Source organism: Vibrio agarivorans (genome assembly GCF_030409635.1).
Classification (GTDB): domain Bacteria; phylum Pseudomonadota; class Gammaproteobacteria; order Enterobacterales; family Vibrionaceae; genus Vibrio; species Vibrio agarivorans.
The window spans coordinates 24974-45894 of the sequence record NZ_JAUFQF010000004.1; the positions used below are offsets into that span (position 1 = coordinate 24974).

Genomic DNA, 20921 nt, shown 5'->3' on the forward strand with positions numbered 1-20921 from the left:
GCTCAACAAACTGCCCGATAGAGGCAAAGTGAAAAGGAAAAGCAAATGAAAAACATGCGTCTGTTTAAAAAATCAGTGGTAGCCGTAACGGTCGCACTGGCTTCACAACAAGCTGTCGCTGCTGGTTTCCAGCTAAACGCACAATCTGCAACAGGTATCGGCCGCGCATTCGCGGGTGATGCAGTTATCGCTGATAACGCATCTGTAATGGCACGTAACCCTGCGGCTATGGCACTATTTGATTCTATTGAGTTGTCGTTGGGTTTTGAGGCGATTATTACAGATATCGAAGTTTCAAATGTTAACTACACAGGTATAGGACCAACTGCTGGTAATGATGATGTCGGTAGTACTTCTGTAGCTCCTAATATCCATTTCATCATGCCAATTAACGATAAGTTTGCTTGGGGTATTAATGCCTACTCAAACTTCGGAACTAGAACGGAATTTAAAGGCGCACTCGAACACTCGGCATTTGGTGGCGAAACTGACGTTAAAAGTGGTAACTTAGGTATTGCAGGTTCATATCGCTTAAATGAGCAGTGGAGCTTTGGTGCAGGTCTAGACATTATTTATGGTGTAGGTACATTTGTTCGTGGAGCTCAAGAACTTGGCGCACCAGATGGCGTGACAAGCTTAAAGGTTGAAGATGCTGATGGATGGGGCGTAGGTTTCAACGTTGGTACCGTTTACGAGCTAGACGAAAATAATCGCTTCGGCTTATCGTACCGCTACAGTCCAAGATTTGATGCGAAAGATGACAAAGGACAAGAGATTTCTTTAGCTCTTCCTGATATTGCCGAGTTTTCTGGTTACCACCGTATTGAGGATACTCAATTTGCTGTGCACTACAGCGTTCAGTGGATCGGTTGGAGTGCATTTGATGAAATTGAGTTTAGTAACCTAAACCCTGCTGATTCTCCTGTAGGCATACCAGGCGGCGGTTCATATAGCAAAGCCTATGATTGGCAAGATGGTTGGCATTACGCACTTGGTGGTACTTACTACCTGAACTCTGATTGGACACTTCGTGCAGGTTATATGTATGACACTAGTGCACAAGATAAGCTAACATCTATTTCAGTTCCTGACTCAGATCGTCAATGGCTATCTGCGGGTTTCACTTACCACATTGACCAAAAATCTAACGTTGACTTTGGTTTCACTTACTTAATCGGTAAGGACACCAATGCAGAAGAATACCTTGTTGGTGATACTCCTGTACTCACGGCAACAACACGCGCTGACGCAATCCTAGTAGGTCTGCAATACAGCCGTAGCTTCTAATTCAAATAACAACTTAGTTGGTATTAAATCAAAAGGGTCGGATTTTCCGGCCCTTTTTGTTTCTGCATTCCAAGCAATTTTCCCCACGCCCACCCCACCTACTGTGTTTCAGAATCTACTTGCCACACGCCTTGATGCCTGCGATCTCTTGGGGTAGATATTGAATCGAATTCAATATGACGCACTTTTGAGCATTCAGTGTACAACCAACAAGTGCCGTTCTAGTCCCCTCCCCTGTTCAAGGGGAGGGTTAGGGTGGGGTTAAACCTGCTTTTCAACACACGCTAGCCGCTGCGATTGCCGTTAGTTCTTTTAACCCCCTCCTGGCCTCCCCCTTGAAAAAGGGGGAGGAGCAAAGCACCACCCGCCGTGATTCTGAACTCAGAATCTCCTTGCCGCGCGCCTCGACGCCTGCGATTTCTTGGAGTAGATATTGAATCGAGTTCAATATGACGCGCTTTTTTGGCATTCCACATACAACCAACAAGTACAGTTGCCGCTCTAGTCCCCTCCCCTTTTCAAGGGGAGGGTTAGGGTGGGGTTAAAGCTGCTTTTCAACACACGCTAGCCACTGCGATTGCCGTTAGTTCTTTTAACCCCCTCCCGGCCTCCCCCTTGAAAAGGGGGAGGAGCAAAGTCATTCTGAACTCTAAACTCTGTATTCCTTCTCTACTCCCAAAACAAAAAAAGACCCCAACCGTACGGCTGGGGTCTCAATCTTTTCCGATAAGTTATCGTGCTAGCGAACACCTATCTCATAGCTTGAATCTTACTATTACGCTTCAGCTTTTTCTTTTTTAGCTTTAGGCGCTTTAGAAGCTTCTTGGTCTGCTTTCTTCTTGATTACAGTTGTACCTTCGAAAGTTTCACCTTCAACGAAAGCTTTACCGTAGTAAGAAGCAAGTAGAACTTCTTTCAGCTCAGAGATTAGTGGGTAGCGTGGGTTCGCACCAGTACATTGGTCATCGAACGCTTCAACAGATAGCTCGTCTAGTTTAGCAACGAAGTCTGATTCAGCAACGCCAGCCGCTTGGATAGACATTGGGATGTCTAGGTTCACTTTTAGCTCATCCAACCATGCTAGAAGACGCTCGATCTTCTGAGCAGTGCGGTCACCAGCTTGGCTTAGGCCTAGGTGGTCAGCAACCTCTGCGTAACGACGACGTGCTTGTGGACGGTCGTATTGAGAGAATGCAGTCTGCTTAGTTGGGTTATCGTTCGCGTTGTAACGTACAACGTTAGAGATAAGTAGTGCGTTAGCAAGACCGTGTGGTAGGTGGAATTCAGCACCGATTTTGTGAGCCATTGAGTGACACACACCTAGGAATGCGTTCGCAAATGCTACACCAGCGATAGTTGCTGCGTTGTGTACTTTCTCACGAGCGATTGGGTCGTTTGCACCGTTCGCGTAGCTTGAAGGTAGGTACTCTTTAAGCATCTTAAGTGCTTGTAGAGCTTGACCGTCAGAGTACTCGTTCGCAAGAACAGATACGTAAGCTTCTAGAGCGTGAGTTACTGCATCGTAACCACCGAATGCTGTTAGAGACTTAGGCATGTTCATTACTAGGTTAGCATCAACGATAGCCATGTTTGGCGTGATTTCGTAGTCAGCTAGTGGGTACTTAGCGCCAGTCTTGTCGTCAGTAACAACCGCGAATGGAGTAACTTCAGAACCCGTACCAGATGTTGTAGTGATACATACAAGCTCAGCTTTTTGACCCATTTTAGGGAACTTGTAAATACGTTTACGGATATCCATAAAGCGCATTGCTAGTTCTTCGAAGTGAGTTTCTGGGTGCTCGTACATTACCCACATGATCTTAGCTGCATCCATTGGTGAACCACCACCTAGAGCTAGGATTACGTCAGGTTGGAAGCTCTTCATTGCTTCAGCGCCTTTCTCAACAACAGACAGTGTTGGATCCGCTTCTACATCGAAGAATACTTGTACTTCAATACCTTGTGCTTTCAGTAGTTGTACTACGTCATCAGCGTAACCGTTGTTGAATAGGAAACGGTCAGTTACTAGGAATGCGCGTTTCTTACCTTCTAGGTCGCCAAGAGCGATTGGAAGGCTACCACGACGGAAGTAGATAGACTTAGGTAGTTTGTGCCACAACATGTTTTCAGCTCGCTTCGCTACAGTTTTCTTGTTGATTAGGTGCTTAGGACCTACGTTCTCAGAGATAGAGTTACCACCCCATGAACCACAACCTAGAGTTAGAGACGGTGCAACGTTGAAGTTGTATAGGTCACCGATACCACCGTGAGTTGTAGGGATGTTTACAAGAATACGTGCAGTTTTTAGCTTGTCACCGAAGTAACGGATGCGGTCTGCATTTGTGTCTTGATTAGTGTATAGGCCAGAAGTGTGACCGATACCGCCGATTTCAACCATTGTTACCGCTTGAGCAACTGCGTCTTCGAAGTTGTCTGCACGGAATAGACCTAGAGTTGGAGAAAGTTTCTCGTGAGCGAACTCATCATCGATCGATACTTTACCTAGACCTTCACCAACAAGAACTTTCGTGTCTGCTGGAACTTTAACACCTGCCATTTCAGCGATTGCTGGAGCTGGTTGACCAACGATCTTCGCGTTTAGCGCGCCGTCGATTAGAAGAACTTTACGAACTTTGTCCGCTTCAGCTTTGCTTAATACGTAAGCTTTGTGAGAAGCGAAACGCTCTTTAACTTCGTCATATACTTCATCAACAACGATAGCTGCTTGCTCAGAAGCACATACAACGCCGTTATCGAAAGTCTTAGACATTAGGATAGAAGCAACTGCACGCTTGATGTCAGCTGTTTCATCGATAACTACTGGAACGTTACCTGCACCTACACCGATTGCTGGCTTACCAGAAGAGTAAGCTGCTTTAACCATGCCTGGACCACCAGTTGCAAGGATAAGAGCGATACCATCGTGCTTCATAAGAGCGTTAGATAGCTCAACTGAAGGTTGGTCGATCCAACCGATAATGTCTTTTGGTGCACCCGCTGCGATTGCTGCGTCTAGAACTAGCTTAGCTGCGTCGTTCGTAGAGTTTTTAGCGCGTGGGTGTGGTGAGAAGATAATACCGTTACGAGTCTTCAGAGAGATTAGAGATTTGAAGATCGCTGTCGAAGTTGGGTTAGTTGTTGGTACGATACCACAGATGATGCCCACTGGCTCTGCGATAGTCATAGTACCTAGGTTGTCGTCCTCTTCTAGAACACCACATGTTTTTTCATCTTTGTATTTGTTGTAGATAAACTCAGAAGCGAAGTGGTTCTTGATAACTTTATCTTCAACAATACCCATACCTGATTCTTCTACCGCTTGTTGCGCTAGAGGGATACGTGCTTGGTTAGCTGCTAGAGAAGCTGCGCGGAAGATCTTGTCTACTTGCTCTTGTGAGAAAGTAGCAAACTCTTCTTGAGCTGCTTTAACGCGTGCGACTAGAGCGTCTAGTTCAGCTAGATTGGTTACAGGCATAGAAAATCTCCTAAAATAATAAAATGTAAAAGCTAATTTATTGAGCTTACTGCTCTTGTTTCACTGCCCCGCCCCCACGTTGCAGTGAAAGTACAGTCATTGTCACGCCCCCACGTTTCAATGACCACCAAGTCAACCGTTTGTTAATCAGTAGGCTTAGTAAATTGCTTTCGAGACTGAGTATAATGTTTCAAGGTGTGAAATAAATTGACTCAGATCAGTTATGAAAAATTAATTACCCCGTTAGGGTTACAACCGCTCTAATTCACAACCTAAACTACTGATTAATAAATACTTTAACGCAAAAATAAATGTGAATAAAAAACAACCGAACAGTTGCGCGCTGAAAGTTTAACCACACAAAATGAAAAAAACTTTCATAATTGAACAATTTTTAACACATCCACAGCATTTACGTGCCACTTGAGTATAAGGATCTTTATCCAACTCGCTAGTTTTTATATGGGGTTTGTTTGCAACTTCACAAGATTGGTACAACAAAAAAAACACCACTCCTTTACAAGCACTCCTTATCTCTACCGTCATTGATGACAAATTCATGTTGAGGAATAAAATACCTCAGAGAATGTGTGTTTTTTGCTCGTAATTTTTCCTGAAAAGCCCTACATTAGCGGCGCTCAAATTCGCTCATTTACTTTTTGGATTGAACGCCATCATGCAAAGCATCGAAATCGCTATCTTTCTTCAGTTTTTTCTTGGTTTAGTGGCTGCCGTCAACCCGGTTGGCATCATGCCGGTTTTTGTTTCTTTAACCGGACATATGACATTAGAAGAAAAACACAAAACCGCCAAAACAGCGAATGTGGCTGTCGCCATCATTCTGATCATCTCTTTACTTGCCGGTCAGGTCTTGCTGGATATGTTCAGTATTTCCTTAGATTCGTTTCGTGTCGCTGGCGGCTTGCTGTTACTGAGCATCGCATTTTCAATGATGAGCGGTAAGCTTGGTGAAGATAAACAGAACAAACAAGAAAAGTCAGAGTATGTAAGCCGTGAGCAGATCGGCGTAGTTCCCCTAGCAATGCCGCTAATGGCAGGCCCAGGTGCGATCAGCTCGACCATTGTTTACGGCTCCCGTTATCCAGGGCTGTTAGAAACCGTTGGCATTGCACTAACGGTTATCGCTTTCTGTCTAAGCTCTTGGCTGCTATTTCGCTCTGCGCCACTGATCGTACGCTTCCTCGGGCAAACAGGTATCAACGTGATTACTCGTATCATGGGCTTAATATTAGGCGCTTTGGGTATCGAGTTTATTGCTAACGGTCTACGTAATCTGTTCCCGGGGCTAATGTAGCGTTTTGCTTGTATCGTCTCTGTCTCTCGTTGATAGAGGCTCTTATTAATGGAAGCGCACAACAAGATAGAGATATACAAGTAAACAGGGACATACAGACCGAGACGAATTTGGTTAATGACTTGTAACCGTCAAGATGGGTATCATACTGAATAAGTAAACACGATCAGTGGCTTGAACGGATTCAGTATGGAACAACACTCTCATCCTCTTAAAAATCGCCTGTACGTCATCATATTCGGCACGCACACACCCGCTGGTCGTGCCTTCGACATCGCGCTCCTGATTGCGATCCTGCTATCACTGGTTGTCGTGGTTGCTCAATCTGTTCCTGAGATTCAAGACTCATACGGTACCGCGCTCCACTTTTTTGAGCTCGGGTTTACCGCCTTATTTACGATTGAATACCTCGTCAGGCTCTACTGCTCACCCCAACCTACCGCATATGCAAGAAGCTACTACGGCATTGTCGACCTACTTGCAATTTTGCCCACCTATATTGCTCCGTTCGTACCGGGTGCATCATATATGGTAGTGATCCGAATGCTGCGTATCATGCGCATCTTTCGAATCTTGCGCCTTGTTGGCTACCTTCAAGACTCCAATATCTTGCTACGCAGTCTGCTGATGGCGAGAAGAAAAGTGTTTATCTTTTTCTCTACGGTTGGCATTTTGGTCACTATCTTTGGCTCTCTAATCTATGTCATTGAAGGGCCAGAGCATGGCTTTACCAGCATTCCTAAAAGCATCTACTGGGCTATCGTCACCATCACAACCGTTGGCTATGGTGATATTGTGCCGCAAACCGGGCTTGGTAAAACCATCGCCTCTCTAACTATGTTGCTCGGATATTCGATCTTGGCAGTGCCGACAGGCATCATTACCGCAGAGCTCAACAATGAAATGAAGTCACACCGGCAATTGGTGAAATGCCCAAACTGCTCTAAAGCCGGGCATGAAACGGAAGCCTTATTCTGTAAATATTGCGGTAGTGAGTTGGCAGACCCTGACCAGCGTGTCGTGCCGATCGACAATAAGCAAGAAAAAGACACAGATTAAGAGCGAACATCAAAGCTTGATACAAACGCACAAAAAAAGCGCCTATCAGGCGCTTTTTGAATTTCATCTACTTGTTGGCAGTTACTGCTTTTCAGCCAGAATAATACGCAAAGTACGTCTTAGTGGCTCAGCTGCACCCCATAGCAATTGGTCACCCACCGTAAAGGCATTAAGGAAATCATCCCCCATCGACATCTTACGTAGTCGACCAACTGGAATATCCAGCGTGCCAGTCACTTTCGCAGGCGTTAGCTCTTGCGCCGTAATATCACGCTCATTTGGAATCACTTTCACCCAATCATTGTGAGTGCCGATCATCTCTTCGATTTCATCCATAGGAATAGCTTGTTTTAGCTTGATCGTTAGCGCTTGAGCATGACAACGCATCGCACCAATACGAACACATGTGCCATCAATCGGCACAGGAGAGTCTTGTAGACCAAGAATCTTGTTGGCTTCGACACCCGCTTTCCATTCTTCTTTGCTTTGGCCGTTGTCACGCTTAACATCGATCCAAGGAATGAGAGAGCCCGCAAGTGGCACGCCAAATTGATCCACAGGGAACGAATCAGCACGCATGGTTTCAGCCACTTTCTTATCGATATCGAGAATCGAAGAGGCCGGGTTAGCAAGCTCAGTAGCAACAGACTCTTTGATTGTGCCCATTTGCGAAATCAGTTCGCGCATGTTCTTCGCACCCGCACCCGAAGCCGCTTGATACGTCATTGCACTCATCCACTCAACATGGCCTTTCTCGTAAAGGCCGCCCAATGCCATCAACATCAAGCTCACGGTGCAGTTGCCACCTACAAACGTATTGGTGCCGCCGTGAATACCTTCTTGAATCTGTTTCAAGTTCACAGGGTCTAAAGTGATAATGGAGTCGTTTGCCATGCGCAGCGTTGATGCTGCATCAATCCAATAGCCTTTCCAGCCGGCTTGACGAAGTGCTGGATAGACTTTTTCTGTGTAGCTACCACCTTGACAGGTAATTACAGCATCTAATTGTTTAAGGGCATCAATATCAAAAGCATCCTGCAAAAGGCCTGCTTCTTTACCCAAGTTTGGCGCCGGGATACCAACTTGTGAGGTACTAAAGAAGACCGGCTCAATCAGATCGAAATCACGCTCCTCTACCATACGTTGCATCAGCACAGAACCAACCATGCCACGCCAACCAACTAGACCTACTCTCATAAGCTTTCGCACTCCATGTCAAAAAGGTAAAAATAAAAAAGGGAAACCCCAGTAATAAAGATTTCCCTTTCAAAGCGCAAGTGTTATTTCATACCCGCTCACATTTAAGCGGATTTTTATTCACAACCCCGATGAGTGGTTAACTTTGAACACCCTTCACGGCACCGCGTTTACCGAGCATATAACCCAGTCCCAAAGGTGCAAAGAAAATCGCCAAAATGAATAAAATGAAGTAGATAATCGTACTCTTAATCAGCTCAATGAGTTTATCCATCGCTAACGTCAGCACATCTTGTGACACTTGATCGAGTTCTTGTGTCAACATTTGGCGCTGCTCTGAGACAATATCGGCAATCGCCATTCTCTCTCGCTCTACCATTGCAACAAGCTCAATACGTTCACGCTCTACCATCAACTCAAGGGCTTGTCGCTCTTGAGATAGTTTACCCAATTGCTCCGTTGTCTTACCGTCGATATCATTGACAAGTGGCTGCAGCTCAACCGCCATATAGGCCGCGAGGTTACGCATGTACTCGGGGTTATTTTCAACAAAATCTTGGAATGACTCTGAAGTCGTTTTCAGGGTCTCTAGCGCGCTTGAAACATCTTCTGCAGTCAAGTCACTGTTCAATGCCACCAGCTCCGCTTTCCAACCAATAAGTTTTGGCGTTTGCTGAGAGACAAGGCTTAATCGGTCCGACACATCACCCATGGCTTCTGCCATTGTCCCAACGCTCGATACCGCTTCTTCTGTCGACAAGTCATTGAACTCTAGCCATGAACGATAGGCCGGAGTTTGAATGAAACGGATTTCAGCAAAGGCATTGTCTTGGCTAAATTGTTCGACAAATTGCTTAGAAGAATTAAATAAGCTGCGAGACATCAACATACTCGCAAGCTGTTCGATTTCAGTTAGCAATTGGCTAGAGGCCCGGCCCGCAAGCTGTGACTCAAACAAGGCTTGACCTTGCTCCATTTTGAAGAAATCATCCATTTGCTTGGTGAACACCCAACTGTCAATTAAACCTGCTTGTGGCGAGGCTTGATAAACGGCGCGCTGCATGCCCTCTTGCGCGTTGATCTTCCACAGCAACACATAAGATTGATGATAACGATCGTCAGCAGGGTACTGCTCTTTCAGAACGTCGGCATTTTGTTCAACCTGAGAGAAAAAGGAGAGTGCATATTCGCGAGTCAGTAGTCGGGTCGCCAACTCTTGTTGGGTCAAAGGCGTTGTTTGATTGTCAATTTTCACTTCAAGTAGAGAACAACCGGTTAGAGCAGATAGGCACAATGCCATCGCTAACCACCAAGTTTTATTTATCACGCTGCTAGCCTCAAAAATAACCAAGATGCTGGGTCCATCGAACCCTAATAATTTGTGGCGGAGATTAGACCAAAAGAAGCGAGCGGGCACAAACGAAAAACGCACGAGAAACCCGCCTTATCGGTCAGTTTTTCGTGCATTTTTGCTTTGCATCAATCCTGTCTATATCAACTTATTTAAGCATTCAATTTATGCATTGACACAGTCAGTGTATTTTTTGGCACTTTCAATCGTTTGAGATAGATGTAACGCCAGTTGCTCAAGCTCTTTAGCTGACGTCACTCGCCCTTGTTTAATATTTGCCTCAATCACTGTCGCAATCTCGCGCAGTGGCATTGCCCCCACACTAGCAGCCACACCTTTTAAACTGTGCGCAGCTCGCATCGCTTCTGGGTTTTGCTCGGCAATAAGCCGCTCAATTTTCTCAGCGTCATTTTGATGGTCATCAACAAATACACCAAGCAGTAAGGCCACCGACTCTTTATCACCACTGACCGAATCAAGCATATAGTCATAATCAACACAGCTTATCGGTGTACCCGTGGGATCATCTAGCTCAATCGACGCCTCACTTGGGGAGTCTTCCTGCGGCTCGATATCGCTCATCGCCTCATTGGTTGTCATTTCCTTAGCTAACACAGGAATAGGCTCCTTACGCTTACCCTGCCTTGACGACCAACTAAACAGCAGCAGTAGTACCGGAATCAAGTTGACGGCAGCAAAGACAACACCCGCACTGCGAATATGTTGGAACAGCTCTTGACGAAGATCGGTGATATAACGACTCACCTCAAAACTGACCAGTTGTTCAATCAAATAGGCGCCTTGAGCGTAAGCCCCCAAAGTATCTGAGCTGAGTGCTAACAATTGCTGAAACGTTCTTTTATCTTCTTCCGCTAAAGTAAGTGACTGCGTGTAGAGACGGTCTAAATCTCGATAGACATACGCATTGGAGCTTTGATCACCAAACATCGCAATAAACGTCAGTGAACCGAGCTCAGTCAGCAAAGCGTGGATCTCAGAATCGGTTTTATACTGCTCCATCTGAACACTTAACGTATCGAGTAAATCAACGACTTGAACCTGGTTATCGCTGAGCTGTTCTGTCAAACGAGTGAAACGGTCGATCAGCATGATCAATTGATTGACGTCATGAGAAAACATCGCATCTCTTTGCGAGGCTAATAGCTCGAGCTTTAAGGAGTTGATAAGATGTGTTGAAAGGGCAAGATGCTCTAAATGATTGGTCTGGAATACTGGCTCGATACTGACTAAGGTACGCGTCTCTTGAATTTCGTTGTCGAGCTCCTCTAGCGCAGACAACACCGCGTATTCTCCTCGCAACCATATCACCCCGGTAATCGTGGCGATAATCCAAATCACCAACGCGATGTATCCTCTGTGAAATTTCATTCTTTTCCCTAAGATATTCACTGCACTCAGTTTCACCGTAAACCAAAAAAAAAGAGAGAGCAAACGCCCTCTCCTATTTATCGATCACTATCAATGTGATTGACGAGTCAGTTGGTCCTTCAGATTTGGCGGACAACCTTTGATCGTGAGTGTGTCTGTGTCTTGATCATAGAACACACGCTCGCCAAGCAGCAAACTATCAAAGCTCAAATTGAGACCGCCACCAGCGCCAACATATTTAGTCAGCTTGCGTACTGTCGTGCGGTCGGCTGGAAAACTCTCTTCCAACTCATAGCCCTGAGATTGCGTGAACTCCTGAAAAGAACTGCCCGAATCTGTTGGAGGCAACTCACCAGAAAGCTCTGTTAGATGAATCTCATCACCCGATTTCAACTGCTCGGTACAATAAGTCGCAACTTGCTTTTTGTATTCCGTGGTTTCTTGCTTATCGAGCTGAGCGTCAGAACAGAAATCTTCCACCGCTTGCATCAAGACTAAGTTTTGCTGCTTACTGTCTAAGCCCACCTCAGCTTGCAGAAAGTCTAAGAAGAAATCAGCCACTTTACGACCCACGCGACCTTTGATGTAGCTGAGGTAACGGTTCGACTCTTTGTCGGTATCGTATGTTGATAAGTCAAGGCGTGCTGCAATGTCCATCTTATTGATATCAAGATAATCTGTCGCACTGATATCAAGGCCTTCCGTCACTTTTAGGCTTTGATTGGACGGCAAAATAGCAATGAATAGGTAATCAGTTGCCAATGACTGATACTCAGCAATCACAAAAATACCTTCGTCAGCAAACGGGTATTTAGCCAGTTCATGCTTTAGGCTCTCTCCGCACTGCTGAGAAAACTCATAAAAGCTCAACTCTCCCTTGCGGAACGTATCTAAGCGCTGTTGAAATTCACTATCACTTTTGAACAAGCCAAAGCCTTTGCCTGCTTTGGCATTAAAAGTACGGTGTAATTCTGCCACCAAATTTTCACTCGTGTGATCGAGTTCTAGCGCATCAGAGCGATAGTTTACGACCAATTCTTCCTGATCGTTCTTACTTAGTTGGTGCAAAATAATGTTAGAAAGCTGCAGACTCATAGGATTTGAAGTAATCTTGGTTTAGTTAGCGGGTCTAGTAGGTTATCATAAGACGTTTTTACTATCATATATACATATATAGAGTTTCTATGCCGATTACATCTAAATACAGTGACGAACAAGTTGAGCAAATCCTAGCAGAGGTTGCCGCTATCCTAGAAAAACACCAAGCATCACCAGAATTATCTCTGATGATTGCAGGTAATATTGCAACTAATGTCTTAAATCAAAACGTTGCGCCTTCACAGCGTAAAGCGATTGCTGATAAATTTGCACAAGCTCTTGTTTCTTCTCTAGAAGATAAAGCTCACTAATACGTTGGATAAAAAGAACAGCACTTATGGTAGATAGTGGAAATTCCTACTCGGAACGTGTGTCTCGTCTCGTTGGATGGGGACATTGGTTTGCGTTTTTCAATATCATCGCGGCCATGCTTATCGGTACGCGTTACATCGTGCAATCACCATGGCCAGAAACCCTGTTTGGTCAATTCTATTTGGCGGTGTCATGGGTTGGTCACTTTGGCTTCCTGGTGTTTGCCCTCTACTTATTGGTGCTGTTCCCTCTTACGTTCCTGATACCTTCTAGAAAACTGTTCCGTCTAGTGGCGGTTCTGTTTGCTACGCTAGGACTGACCGTTCTATTGATTGATACACAAGCGTATCAGTCGATCAACCTTCACCTAAATCCGGTAGTTTGGGAGTTGCTGTTCACTGATGACTCATCCCCAGTGAGCCGTGACATCCAACACCTGTTTATCGTTCTACCCCTTATATTCCTGTTACAGCTTGGTTTATCTGAATGGGTTTGGCGTAAACAGCGCAAGCTTTCTCAACGCCACATTGGCCGTCCGATTGCCTCTGTCTTTTTTGTCTGTTTCATCATTAGTCATCTCACCTACATGTGGGCAGATGTCTCATTCTATGAGCCAGTAACCAAACAGCGTGCTAACTTCCCACTCTCTTATCCGATGACCGCGAAGTCATTTATGGAGAAACACGGCATCCTTGACCGTGAAGAGTACGAACGCCGTCAAAAAGAAAATGAAGCTCGTGGCGAAGAGATCAACTATCCACTAGAACCTATTGTCTTTGAACGCAGAGCCAACCCACTGAACGTGTTGGTTATTAGCGTGAATAACTTACGTGCGGATGCCTTGAACCAATATGCGATGCCGTTTACTTATCGCTTTTCAAACAACGCACTAAAGTTTACTGAACACTACAGTTCAAGCAACGATGTGCAAGGCATGTTTGGTTTATTTTATGGCCTACCGACCAGCTACTTGAGCAGCGCAGCAAACCAAAACGCACAATCTATTTTGTTATCAACGATGGCTGACAATGACTATCAGTTCGGCCTATTTAGTGGTGACAACTTCGATGATGAGCTCTACAACAGCGTGATCTTCAAAGATATGCCGTTTATTGAACTTGAAAACCAAGTTCAATTAGCAGAGCGCTGGAGTGCGTGGGTAACAGAGCAAACCAATGCGCCTTGGTTTAGCTTTATCGAACTGACTACCGTTGAACAATTTAACCCAGCGGCTGAGTATAAAGGTTCAACACGCGATATCCTGCGTCAAGGCTACGCAGAGTCTGTACGTCAGGCCGATGAGCAACTGCGTCAGATCTTTGAACAGCTCAACCAGCTCGATAGCCAAGGCGAAACGGTGGTTATCATCACCTCAAACCACGGTATCGAGTTTAACGAAACCGACACGAATAGCTGGGGAGCGGGTTCAAACTACAGTAAATACCAGCTCTCTGTCCCTCTTGTGGTTAAGTGGCCGGGTAAGCTCTCAGCAGAATATGACCATCCTACCAGTCACCTTGATATCTCTGTCACCTTGATGGAAGAGTTGCTAGGTGCTTCATCGAACCCAAGTGATTACAGTAGTGGTCGTAACCTGTTTAATGAGCGTAAGCGCAACTGGGTAATCGCAGGTAACAGCAACGAGCTCGCACTGCTTACCAAGCGCAATACCACTGTCGTCGATCGTTTCGGTAACTTTAAGATCTATGACAGCAAGTACCGCCGCTTAAAAGACGCAAGCCCGACATTGCCTGTGTTGATGCAAGGCTTAACTGAGCTACAACGTTTCTATAACGATTAGATTTTAATCTAGCTCACATTACGGTGTGAGCTAGATTATAAAACCGCTACTAATCAAACCCTTAACCTGTTGACGCGCCATACGCTCATGCTAATATCAGCCCTATCGGACTGTAGCGCAGCTTGGTAGCGCACCGTCATGGGGTGTCGGGGGTCGTGGGTTCAAATCCCGCCAGTCCGACCAGACACAGAAAAGGTCAGCATAATTTGCTGACCTTTTTGCATTTTATCCATCAGAGATCTTGAGCCAATCTTATCTAGTGCGTCACTGCTTTAGAAAACACATTGACAATAACTGTCCCGAGTAGAATAAAACTGATTCCGATCACAGCGGGTAGATCGAGCTTTTGACCATAATAGAGCCAGCCAAATCCTGCCACCAAAACAATACCAGCACCACACCATATCGCATAGGCGATACCAACAGGCATGACTTTGACAACTTGTGCTAATGAAGCAAAGGCTACTGCATAAAAACCGAGGCACATTAATGTAGGCAGCGGCTTTGAAAAACCATCGGTTTTAGCTAAGAAACTGGTCGCGATAACCTCCGCAAGAATCGCGAAGGAGAGTAAAACATAATGCAAAGGGAGACTCCAAATGTTAAGGCTGGCTTAAACGTGTTTTGCCGTGTTGAGTTTGGGATGTGTTGAGCACTCGAAAAAACATCTCTTCTGGCCGCTGCTCCAACAATTTTTGCTTAAACCATTGAGTAAACAGCGTCACCTTCGGAGGGGCTTGATGACGATTGTACGTTAAATAATGGCAGTCTGTCGCACTCATCACCTTGTCGCTGATAGCCACTACCTCGCCTTTTGCCAGCAGTGGGATAGCATTCAAGGAACGACAGAGCATCACCCCTGCCCCCTTCGCCGCAAGCTCTAAGCCCATCATAGTACTGCCCACTTCGTATTGACGATTCGGCGCAGTACAACTGAACCCATTCATAGACAACCACTCAGGCCAGCCCTCTGAATAACCCCTGACGTAAATACCGGGAAGTTGTTCAAACTGACCTCCGTCGATAAGGGCAGCGTGTTTATCTCGAAAACTTGGGCTACAGACAGCCACCCAATACTCTTTACACACAAGTTCCCCGCCCCCTTCGCTGTTGGCAGGGCCATTAACGATTTCGACATCTAACATTGGCTGACTTCCCTCTAGTTGAGGCCAGTCATCGGTATGTAAACGAACATTGATATATGGATGTTGGTGATAAAAGTCTTCAAGCATGGGCGCTAACCAACAGAAAGCGAATGACGTATTAACCTTGATTGTGAGCTGTTGGGGCTCTGTATTGTGGGTTAATGCCTGAGTTTGGTTACGGATCGCTAATAAAGATTGATGCACCGTCGGATAATATTTTTGCCCCTGAGCAGACAAACGCAGCCGACGCTGCTCACGGTTAAACAAAGCAAAGCCCAAATACTGCTCAAGCGACTTGATGTGCTGACTAACAGCCGCTTGCGTCACATGAAGCTCATTGGCTGCTTTTGAGATCGATTGATGGCGAGCACAAGCCTCGAAGGCCACGAGAGATTTTAATGGAGGCAACATAGCTTGCTTTCTCTGCTGGGTACAACTTTGCGGGTAAGTAGGAAACTTAGTCACCATTTTTTTCATATCGATGAAGTTAAGATGACATTAGCCTTACTTAATTGAGTGACGAATTTATGTCCACCAAGTTTAGAAAAACTTAACTAAAACCCTCAAAAAAATGCCTCCACTGTAATTTTCACTTAACTCTCCTGCTCTAAATTAAGCCCTAACTTAACTGGCATATGCCAAAACGGCTAAATCATGAAATGGAGAATATCATGAACAAATTGATGCTTGCTGCTGCAACCGCTGCAGTATCGTTAACGAGTGTTTCAGCTTTTGCTAACCAAGAGCTGACGGTTTACACAGCATTTGAAATTGAACAGATTCGTGCACTTGAAAGTGCCTTCCAAGCTCAGCACCCAGATATCAAGCTGAACTTCATGCGTGACTCTACAAGCGTTGTTACTGCACGTCTTTTGGCAGAAAAAGAGAACCCTCAAGCGGATGTAATTTGGGGTCTTGCAGCAACATCAATGATGGTTCTAGACAAGCAAAACATGCTGACTCCATACGCACCTGCCGATCTAGACAAGCTTGACGAGAAATTCCGCGATAGCCGTGAAGTGCCACACTGGATTGGTATGGACGCATGGATTGCTGGTATCTGTTTCAACACAATTGAAGCCGAGAAGCATGGTTTAGAAGCGCCAACATCTTGGGCTGACCTAACTAAGCCTGAATACAAAGGCCATATCGTCATGCCAAACCCGGCGTCATCGGGTACTGGCTTCTTAGACGTATCTGCTTGGCTACAACAATTTGGCGATGAAAAAGGTTGGGAGTTCATGGAAGGCCTACACCAAAACATCGCGCGCTACACTCACTCAGGTTCAGCACCATGTAACCTAGCGGCAACCGGTGAAACGACAATGGGCGTATCGTTCGCATTCCGTGGTGCCACCCTAAAACAACAAGGTGCACCAATCGAAATGATCTTCCCATCTGAAGGTGTGGGTTGGGATATGGAAGCGGCTGCAATCGTAACTGGCACTGACAAAACTGAAGCGGCTCAAACGCTACTAGATTTCGCCGCTTCTGAAGGTGCAAACAAGGTATACAACCAGTTCTACCCCGTTATTGCTATCAGTGAGCTTGCGCAGCCTGTTGAGCACTACCCAACAAACGCGACTGAAATCATGATTGAAAATGACTTCGTATGGGCATCTGAGAACTACGACTACATCATCAACGAGTGGGTTAAACGCTTCGACGGTAAGTCTGACGCGAAATAATCTAACTGAATAAGCGATAGGGCTCACTCTGAGCCCTTTTATTGATTGTTACCCCCGATATACAAGCTCGCAAGAGAGTACGACCGTGAATACTAATACCTATCTATCCGTAAACGACCTGTCTAAGCACTTTGGTGATTTCACCGCACTAAAACACATATCTCTCGATATCAAAGAAGGCGAGTTTATCTGCTTCTTAGGCCCTTCGGGCTGCGGTAAAACCACGCTTTTGCGTGCTATCGCTGGGCTTGAGTTACCAAGCGAAGGCCAAATTCTTCAAGCACAACGTGACATCACCTTATTGCCCCCAGAACAACGTGACTTCGGTATTGTTTTCCAATCTTACGCGCTGTTTCCTAATCTGACTGTTGCTGAAAATATTGCTTTCGGTTTGACCAACCAGGGTATGAAAAAACAGGAAGCTTTGGAAAAAGTACGAGAGTGGCTGGAACTGGTGGACCTACCTAACTCTGAGCACAAATTTCCAGCGCAGCTTTCTGGTGGGCAACAACAACGTGTGGCACTCGCCAGAGCCTTAGCACTGTCTCCGGGACTATTGCTGCTTGATGAACCACTTTCGGCGCTAGATGCCAAAGTTCGTGCACACTTACGTCACGAAATCTGTCAGCTTCAAAAGAAGCTTGGTATCACCACCATTATGGTGACACACGACCAAGAAGAAGCCCTAACCATGGCTGACCGTATTGTCGTGATGAATCACGGCGTTGTAGAGCAAATCGGCACACCGAGAGAGATCTATCATCACCCTGCTTCAGAGTTTGTTGCTGACTTCATCGGCGCGATGAACTTTTTCGAAGCCCACCATGAGCAAGATGGCCTACTGTCCATTAATAACTACAAATTCACTCATTCAAACAAGATTAGCGGACAATCAGTCAAAGTTGCATTACGCCCAGAGCAGATCAAAGTCTCTGCAAACCAACAAGCAGGAATCAAAGCAAGGGTCGTCAACTTGGAGTTTCTTGGGTCATTCGTGCGTGTCGAATGTGAACTTGAGAATGACAAGCTTATTCAGGTCGACCTCACCTCTGAGTTACTGGATAAACTTAAATTAGAACCCGGTAGTGTTTGCACACTGAGTTGGAAGTCTGAAGATGCGCTTATCTTTGAGGAGCAAGCCGCATGAGTTTAGAAGCTACATTCCCACAACCAACCCAAAGCAGACACTCAAACTCTGTCATAGGCCGCATCCAAAGAGTCAGTCGCGATCAGTGGGTCATGGGCATACTATTGGTATTCGCGGCTTTACTCATGATTTTTGGCCTTATGGCACCGCTATGGGCAATGTTTAGCAAAAGTCTGCACAACAGTGCTGGCGAGTATATTGGCTTTGAAAACTACGCCACTTATTTGAGTAGCCCTGCCCTAACACAGTCAATCTACAACACACTGTTTATCGGCATCTCGGTTTCTTTGATTGTTGGCCTACTCGCGTTCGGGTTCTCTTACTCATTGACTCGAACCTGTATACCTTTCAAGCGCACGTTTAAGCTGATTGGCAGTTTGCCTATCCTAGCACCATCACTGCTGTTCATCTACTTATTTGGTAATCAGGGGATTTGGAAATCTTGGTTGATGGGAGAAAGTATCTACGGCCCAATCGGTATCATCATGGGCTTGGTGTTCTGGTGCTTCCCTCACGCTGTACTCATTATGTCTACGGGGCTATCAAACGCCGACGCTCGACTTTATGAAGCAGCAAGAGCATTGCGTACGTCACCGCTGCGCACCTTCTTTACCGTGACCTTGCCCGGAGCAAAGTATGGCTTGATGAGTGCGATGATTGTCATCTTCACTCTCGTCGTGTGTGATTTTGGTGTAGCAAAAGTCATTGGCGGTCAATACAACGTACTCGCGACAGATATTTACAAACAGGTTATTGGACAACACAACTTTGCAATGGGTGCGGTAACGTCGGTCATTCTGCTACTTCCTGCCGTATTATCTTTTGGTGTTGAAACCCATATTCGCCGCAAACAACAAAGCATGATGAGCTCCAATGCGGTGATGTATCAACCTCAACCAAGCAAACTCAAAGACACTATCGCCTTTCTATTCTGTGCTGGCATTGTGGTGAGTATTATTGTGGTGATTGGTATGGCGCTTTACGGCTCTCTAATCAGCTTCTGGCCATACAACAAGTCACTGACACTCAACAACTATGATTTTGAGCGCTTCATTAGTTACGGCTGGGCTCCCTTCTTTAACTCAGTGAAGATGGCACTTTTAGTCGCTGTCATTGGCACGCTGCTTACGTTTGTAATCGCCTACTGTGTTGAAAAAGGCCGAGCGATGAAGCCATTACGCAACATACTGCACCTTATGGCGATGATGCCAATGGCCGTACCTGGCATGGTGTTAGGACTTGGCTACATCTTCTTCTTTAACTCTCCAGCCAATCCGCTGAATGGCTTGTATGGCACAATGACCATCTTAGTGCTTTGTACTGTTGTCCACCTCTACACCGTGGGCCACATGACAGCAATGACCACATTGCGCCAAATTCCTGCGGAAATTGAAGCAGTCGCTGCTTCACTGAAGATACCCCAGTATAAAGCGTTCTTTAAGATATCGGTTCCTCTAGGTCTCCCAGCTATCTTAGACATCGCGAGCTATCTGTTTGTCAACGCAATGACCACCACATCTGGGGTTATTTTCCTATATACCACCGATACGGTCTTAGCTTCTATCGCAGTTATGCACCTTGATGAGATGGGATATACCGCTGCCGCCGCTGCCATGGCCGTAATGATCATGGTGACATCTGCTATAGCGAGAATGATTCACAGCGCTATCAGTTACGTTTTGATTAAACACACTCAGAAATGGCGTTACCGCTGATCAAACCCACCTATTGTGAGATGTCACTCAACGAAGTAACAAAAGTGACATCTCCAACCTAAATAATGCCAACAATAATTAGATAGAAAATCTATCGTAAGATACAAGGGATACTTGAGCATCGTATCCTTCTAGGAGTTATAAATGCTAAACCAAACTCACCCTACCCCAGCCTCGCTCTATGTTTTTGATATGGATGAAACTCTGATTGCTAAAGATCTGTCCGTACTTTGGCACCAGCATCTCGTGCATGATTTGCACCTAGCAGATGAATCGTTTCTTGCTGAAGATGAAAAGATGATGGCAGATTACTATCAAGGGGCGATGGATCTTGATGGCTATGTCGAGTTCAGTATGCAGCCTATCAAGCACCTTTCCACGACTGAAATCGATGCCATCGCTGATACTTTCATTGAGACAACAGCCGCACGCTATGTTTACCCTCAGGCCATCTCTTTACTGCAAGAGCTACACCATCAGGGCAAAACATGCATGATCATATCTGCAACCGTCACTTTCCTAGTAAAAGCACTCGCAAAACACCTAGACATTGAATTTGCAGAAGGCGTTAACTTGCACCAAGAGGGCGGCTTCTACACTGGTAAAATTTTTGGCGTCCCGAGCTATCAAGCCGGAAAGGTCATTCGATTGAAGCAGTGGCTTGAAAGTCAAAATGGGGAATACATGGCCACCCATTTTTACTCTGATTCAATTAACGATCTGCCTCTGCTGCTCGAAGTACCGAACCCTATCGTCGTCAATGGCTGCCCGAGGCTTAAAGAACATGCCTTGCAATCTGGCTGGCAACAGCTTTCATGGGCTCTTTAAGCGTTAATTCTTCTTTCGAAGCACATTAGCAGCGATTATTTTTCGAAAAGTGTTCAACATCTAATCGAACAAACCTCATAAGGGTTTACTCTAATCAGATTCACTATTATTATG

The 20921-nt window shown here is 45.6% G+C and carries 16 protein-coding genes and 1 tRNA gene; 10 read left to right on the forward strand and 7 right to left on the reverse strand.

Going from position 1 to position 20921, the window contains the following annotated elements; translation table 11 throughout:
- Positions 1-45 precede the first annotated feature (45 nt).
- Positions 46-1287, forward strand: a complete 1242-nt coding sequence (locus QWZ05_RS08510) for an outer membrane protein transport protein (RefSeq protein ID WP_290297953.1) — start codon at positions 46-48, stop codon at positions 1285-1287.
- Positions 1288-2062: 775 nt separating this feature from the next.
- Here the strand turns inward: QWZ05_RS08510 and adhE are convergent.
- On the reverse strand, positions 2063-4762 hold the full coding sequence (gene adhE / locus QWZ05_RS08515; protein ID WP_264875101.1) for a bifunctional acetaldehyde-CoA/alcohol dehydrogenase: 2700 nt from the start codon (positions 4760-4762) through the stop codon (positions 2063-2065).
- 676 nt (positions 4763-5438) lie between these two features.
- Between adhE and QWZ05_RS08520 the strand changes: the two genes are divergently transcribed.
- Together QWZ05_RS08520 and QWZ05_RS08525 are read left to right on the forward strand one after the other, a co-directional pair.
- Positions 5439-6077: a YchE family NAAT transporter gene (locus QWZ05_RS08520; protein ID WP_264875100.1), complete on the forward strand. Its 639-nt coding sequence runs from the start codon at positions 5439-5441 to the stop codon at positions 6075-6077.
- A 189-nt stretch (positions 6078-6266) separates the two neighbouring features.
- Positions 6267-7136, forward strand: coding sequence for an ion transporter (locus QWZ05_RS08525; RefSeq protein ID WP_264875099.1), 870 nt, complete (start codon positions 6267-6269; stop codon positions 7134-7136).
- Between the two features lie 81 nt (positions 7137-7217).
- On the opposite strand, the gene asd is transcribed toward QWZ05_RS08525, so the two are convergent.
- The 4 genes from asd to yejK all read right to left on the reverse strand — a co-directional run bounded on the left by asd (position 7218) and on the right by yejK (position 12168).
- The gene (gene asd / locus QWZ05_RS08530) at positions 7218-8333 is read right to left on the reverse strand and encodes an aspartate-semialdehyde dehydrogenase (protein ID WP_264875098.1); all 1116 of its coding nucleotides are present in this window, start codon (positions 8331-8333) and stop codon (positions 7218-7220) included.
- A 139-nt stretch (positions 8334-8472) separates the two neighbouring features.
- Positions 8473-9633 (reverse strand): chemotaxis protein, encoded by a 1161-nt coding sequence (locus QWZ05_RS08535; protein WP_290300765.1) that lies wholly within the window; start codon positions 9631-9633, stop codon positions 8473-8475.
- A 216-nt stretch (positions 9634-9849) separates the two neighbouring features.
- Positions 9850-11073 (reverse strand): Hpt domain-containing protein, encoded by a 1224-nt coding sequence (locus tag QWZ05_RS08540; protein ID WP_290297957.1) that lies wholly within the window; start codon positions 11071-11073, stop codon positions 9850-9852.
- Positions 11074-11163: 90 nt separating this feature from the next.
- Positions 11164-12168, reverse strand: a complete 1005-nt coding sequence (gene yejK / locus QWZ05_RS08545) for a nucleoid-associated protein YejK (RefSeq protein WP_290297959.1) — start codon at positions 12166-12168, stop codon at positions 11164-11166.
- Positions 12169-12257: 89 nt separating this feature from the next.
- Here yejK and QWZ05_RS08550 point away from each other — a divergent pair, with 89 nt between their 5' ends.
- The 3 genes from QWZ05_RS08550 (at position 12258) to QWZ05_RS08560 (ending at position 14467) form a co-directional block, all read left to right on the forward strand.
- Positions 12258-12482 carry a YejL family protein gene (locus tag QWZ05_RS08550; protein WP_164648740.1) on the forward strand — a complete coding sequence of 75 codons (225 nt, stop codon included), beginning with the start codon at positions 12258-12260 and terminating at the stop codon, positions 12480-12482.
- A gap of 26 nt (positions 12483-12508) precedes the next feature.
- Complete coding sequence (locus QWZ05_RS08555; RefSeq protein WP_264875095.1) at positions 12509-14284, forward strand: DUF3413 domain-containing protein; 1776 nt, start codon at positions 12509-12511, stop codon at positions 14282-14284.
- A gap of 106 nt (positions 14285-14390) precedes the next feature.
- Positions 14391-14467, forward strand: a tRNA-Pro gene (locus QWZ05_RS08560).
- Positions 14468-14540: 73 nt separating this feature from the next.
- Here the strand turns inward: QWZ05_RS08560 and QWZ05_RS08565 are convergent.
- A complete protein-coding gene (locus tag QWZ05_RS08565) occupies positions 14541-14870 on the reverse strand; it encodes a DMT family transporter (protein ID WP_290297962.1) in 330 nt (109 codons plus the stop codon).
- Between the two features lie 16 nt (positions 14871-14886).
- Positions 14887-15840: a LysR substrate-binding domain-containing protein gene (locus QWZ05_RS08570; RefSeq protein WP_290297966.1), complete on the reverse strand. Its 954-nt coding sequence runs from the start codon at positions 15838-15840 to the stop codon at positions 14887-14889.
- A gap of 260 nt (positions 15841-16100) precedes the next feature.
- On the opposite strand from QWZ05_RS08570, the gene QWZ05_RS08575 reads away from it, so the two are divergent.
- From QWZ05_RS08575 to QWZ05_RS08590, 4 genes are all read left to right on the forward strand, one after another.
- Positions 16101-17117, forward strand: a complete 1017-nt coding sequence (locus QWZ05_RS08575; protein ID WP_289961743.1) for a putative 2-aminoethylphosphonate ABC transporter substrate-binding protein — start codon at positions 16101-16103, stop codon at positions 17115-17117.
- Between the two features lie 85 nt (positions 17118-17202).
- Positions 17203-18264, forward strand: coding sequence for a putative 2-aminoethylphosphonate ABC transporter ATP-binding protein (locus QWZ05_RS08580; protein ID WP_290297969.1), 1062 nt, complete (start codon positions 17203-17205; stop codon positions 18262-18264).
- The gene (locus QWZ05_RS08585) at positions 18261-19979 is read left to right on the forward strand and encodes a putative 2-aminoethylphosphonate ABC transporter permease subunit (protein ID WP_390216866.1); all 1719 of its coding nucleotides are present in this window, start codon (positions 18261-18263) and stop codon (positions 19977-19979) included. Before QWZ05_RS08580 ends, QWZ05_RS08585 begins: the two co-directional genes overlap by 4 nt.
- Positions 19980-20123: 144 nt before the next feature.
- Positions 20124-20807, forward strand: a complete 684-nt coding sequence (locus tag QWZ05_RS08590) for an HAD family hydrolase (protein WP_264875090.1) — start codon at positions 20124-20126, stop codon at positions 20805-20807.
- Positions 20808-20921: the final 114 nt, after the last annotated feature.

What these genes read in the sequence shown, in the direction of transcription:
- QWZ05_RS08510 (WP_290297953.1), top strand. Translation starts at nt 46, where the DNA reads ATGAAAAACATGCGTCTGTTTAAAAAATCAGTGGTAGCCGTAACGGTC.
- adhE (WP_264875101.1), bottom strand. Translation starts at nt 4,762, where the DNA reads ATGCCTGTAACCAATCTAGCTGAACTAGACGCTCTAGTCGCACGCGTT.
- QWZ05_RS08520 (WP_264875100.1), top strand. Translation starts at nt 5,439, where the DNA reads ATGCAAAGCATCGAAATCGCTATCTTTCTTCAGTTTTTTCTTGGTTTA.
- QWZ05_RS08525 (WP_264875099.1), top strand. Translation starts at nt 6,267, where the DNA reads ATGGAACAACACTCTCATCCTCTTAAAAATCGCCTGTACGTCATCATA.
- asd (WP_264875098.1), bottom strand. Translation starts at nt 8,333, where the DNA reads ATGAGAGTAGGTCTAGTTGGTTGGCGTGGCATGGTTGGTTCTGTGCTG.
- QWZ05_RS08535 (WP_290300765.1), bottom strand. Translation starts at nt 9,633, where the DNA reads ATGGCATTGTGCCTATCTGCTCTAACCGGTTGTTCTCTACTTGAAGTG.
- QWZ05_RS08540 (WP_290297957.1), bottom strand. Translation starts at nt 11,073, where the DNA reads ATGAAATTTCACAGAGGATACATCGCGTTGGTGATTTGGATTATCGCC.
- yejK (WP_290297959.1), bottom strand. Translation starts at nt 12,168, where the DNA reads ATGAGTCTGCAGCTTTCTAACATTATTTTGCACCAACTAAGTAAGAAC.
- QWZ05_RS08550 (WP_164648740.1), top strand. Translation starts at nt 12,258, where the DNA reads ATGCCGATTACATCTAAATACAGTGACGAACAAGTTGAGCAAATCCTA.
- QWZ05_RS08555 (WP_264875095.1), top strand. Translation starts at nt 12,509, where the DNA reads ATGGTAGATAGTGGAAATTCCTACTCGGAACGTGTGTCTCGTCTCGTT.
- QWZ05_RS08570 (WP_290297966.1), bottom strand. Translation starts at nt 15,840, where the DNA reads ATGTTGCCTCCATTAAAATCTCTCGTGGCCTTCGAGGCTTGTGCTCGC.
- QWZ05_RS08575 (WP_289961743.1), top strand. Translation starts at nt 16,101, where the DNA reads ATGAACAAATTGATGCTTGCTGCTGCAACCGCTGCAGTATCGTTAACG.
- QWZ05_RS08585 (WP_390216866.1), top strand. Translation starts at nt 18,261, where the DNA reads ATGAGTTTAGAAGCTACATTCCCACAACCAACCCAAAGCAGACACTCA.
- QWZ05_RS08590 (WP_264875090.1), top strand. Translation starts at nt 20,124, where the DNA reads ATGCTAAACCAAACTCACCCTACCCCAGCCTCGCTCTATGTTTTTGAT.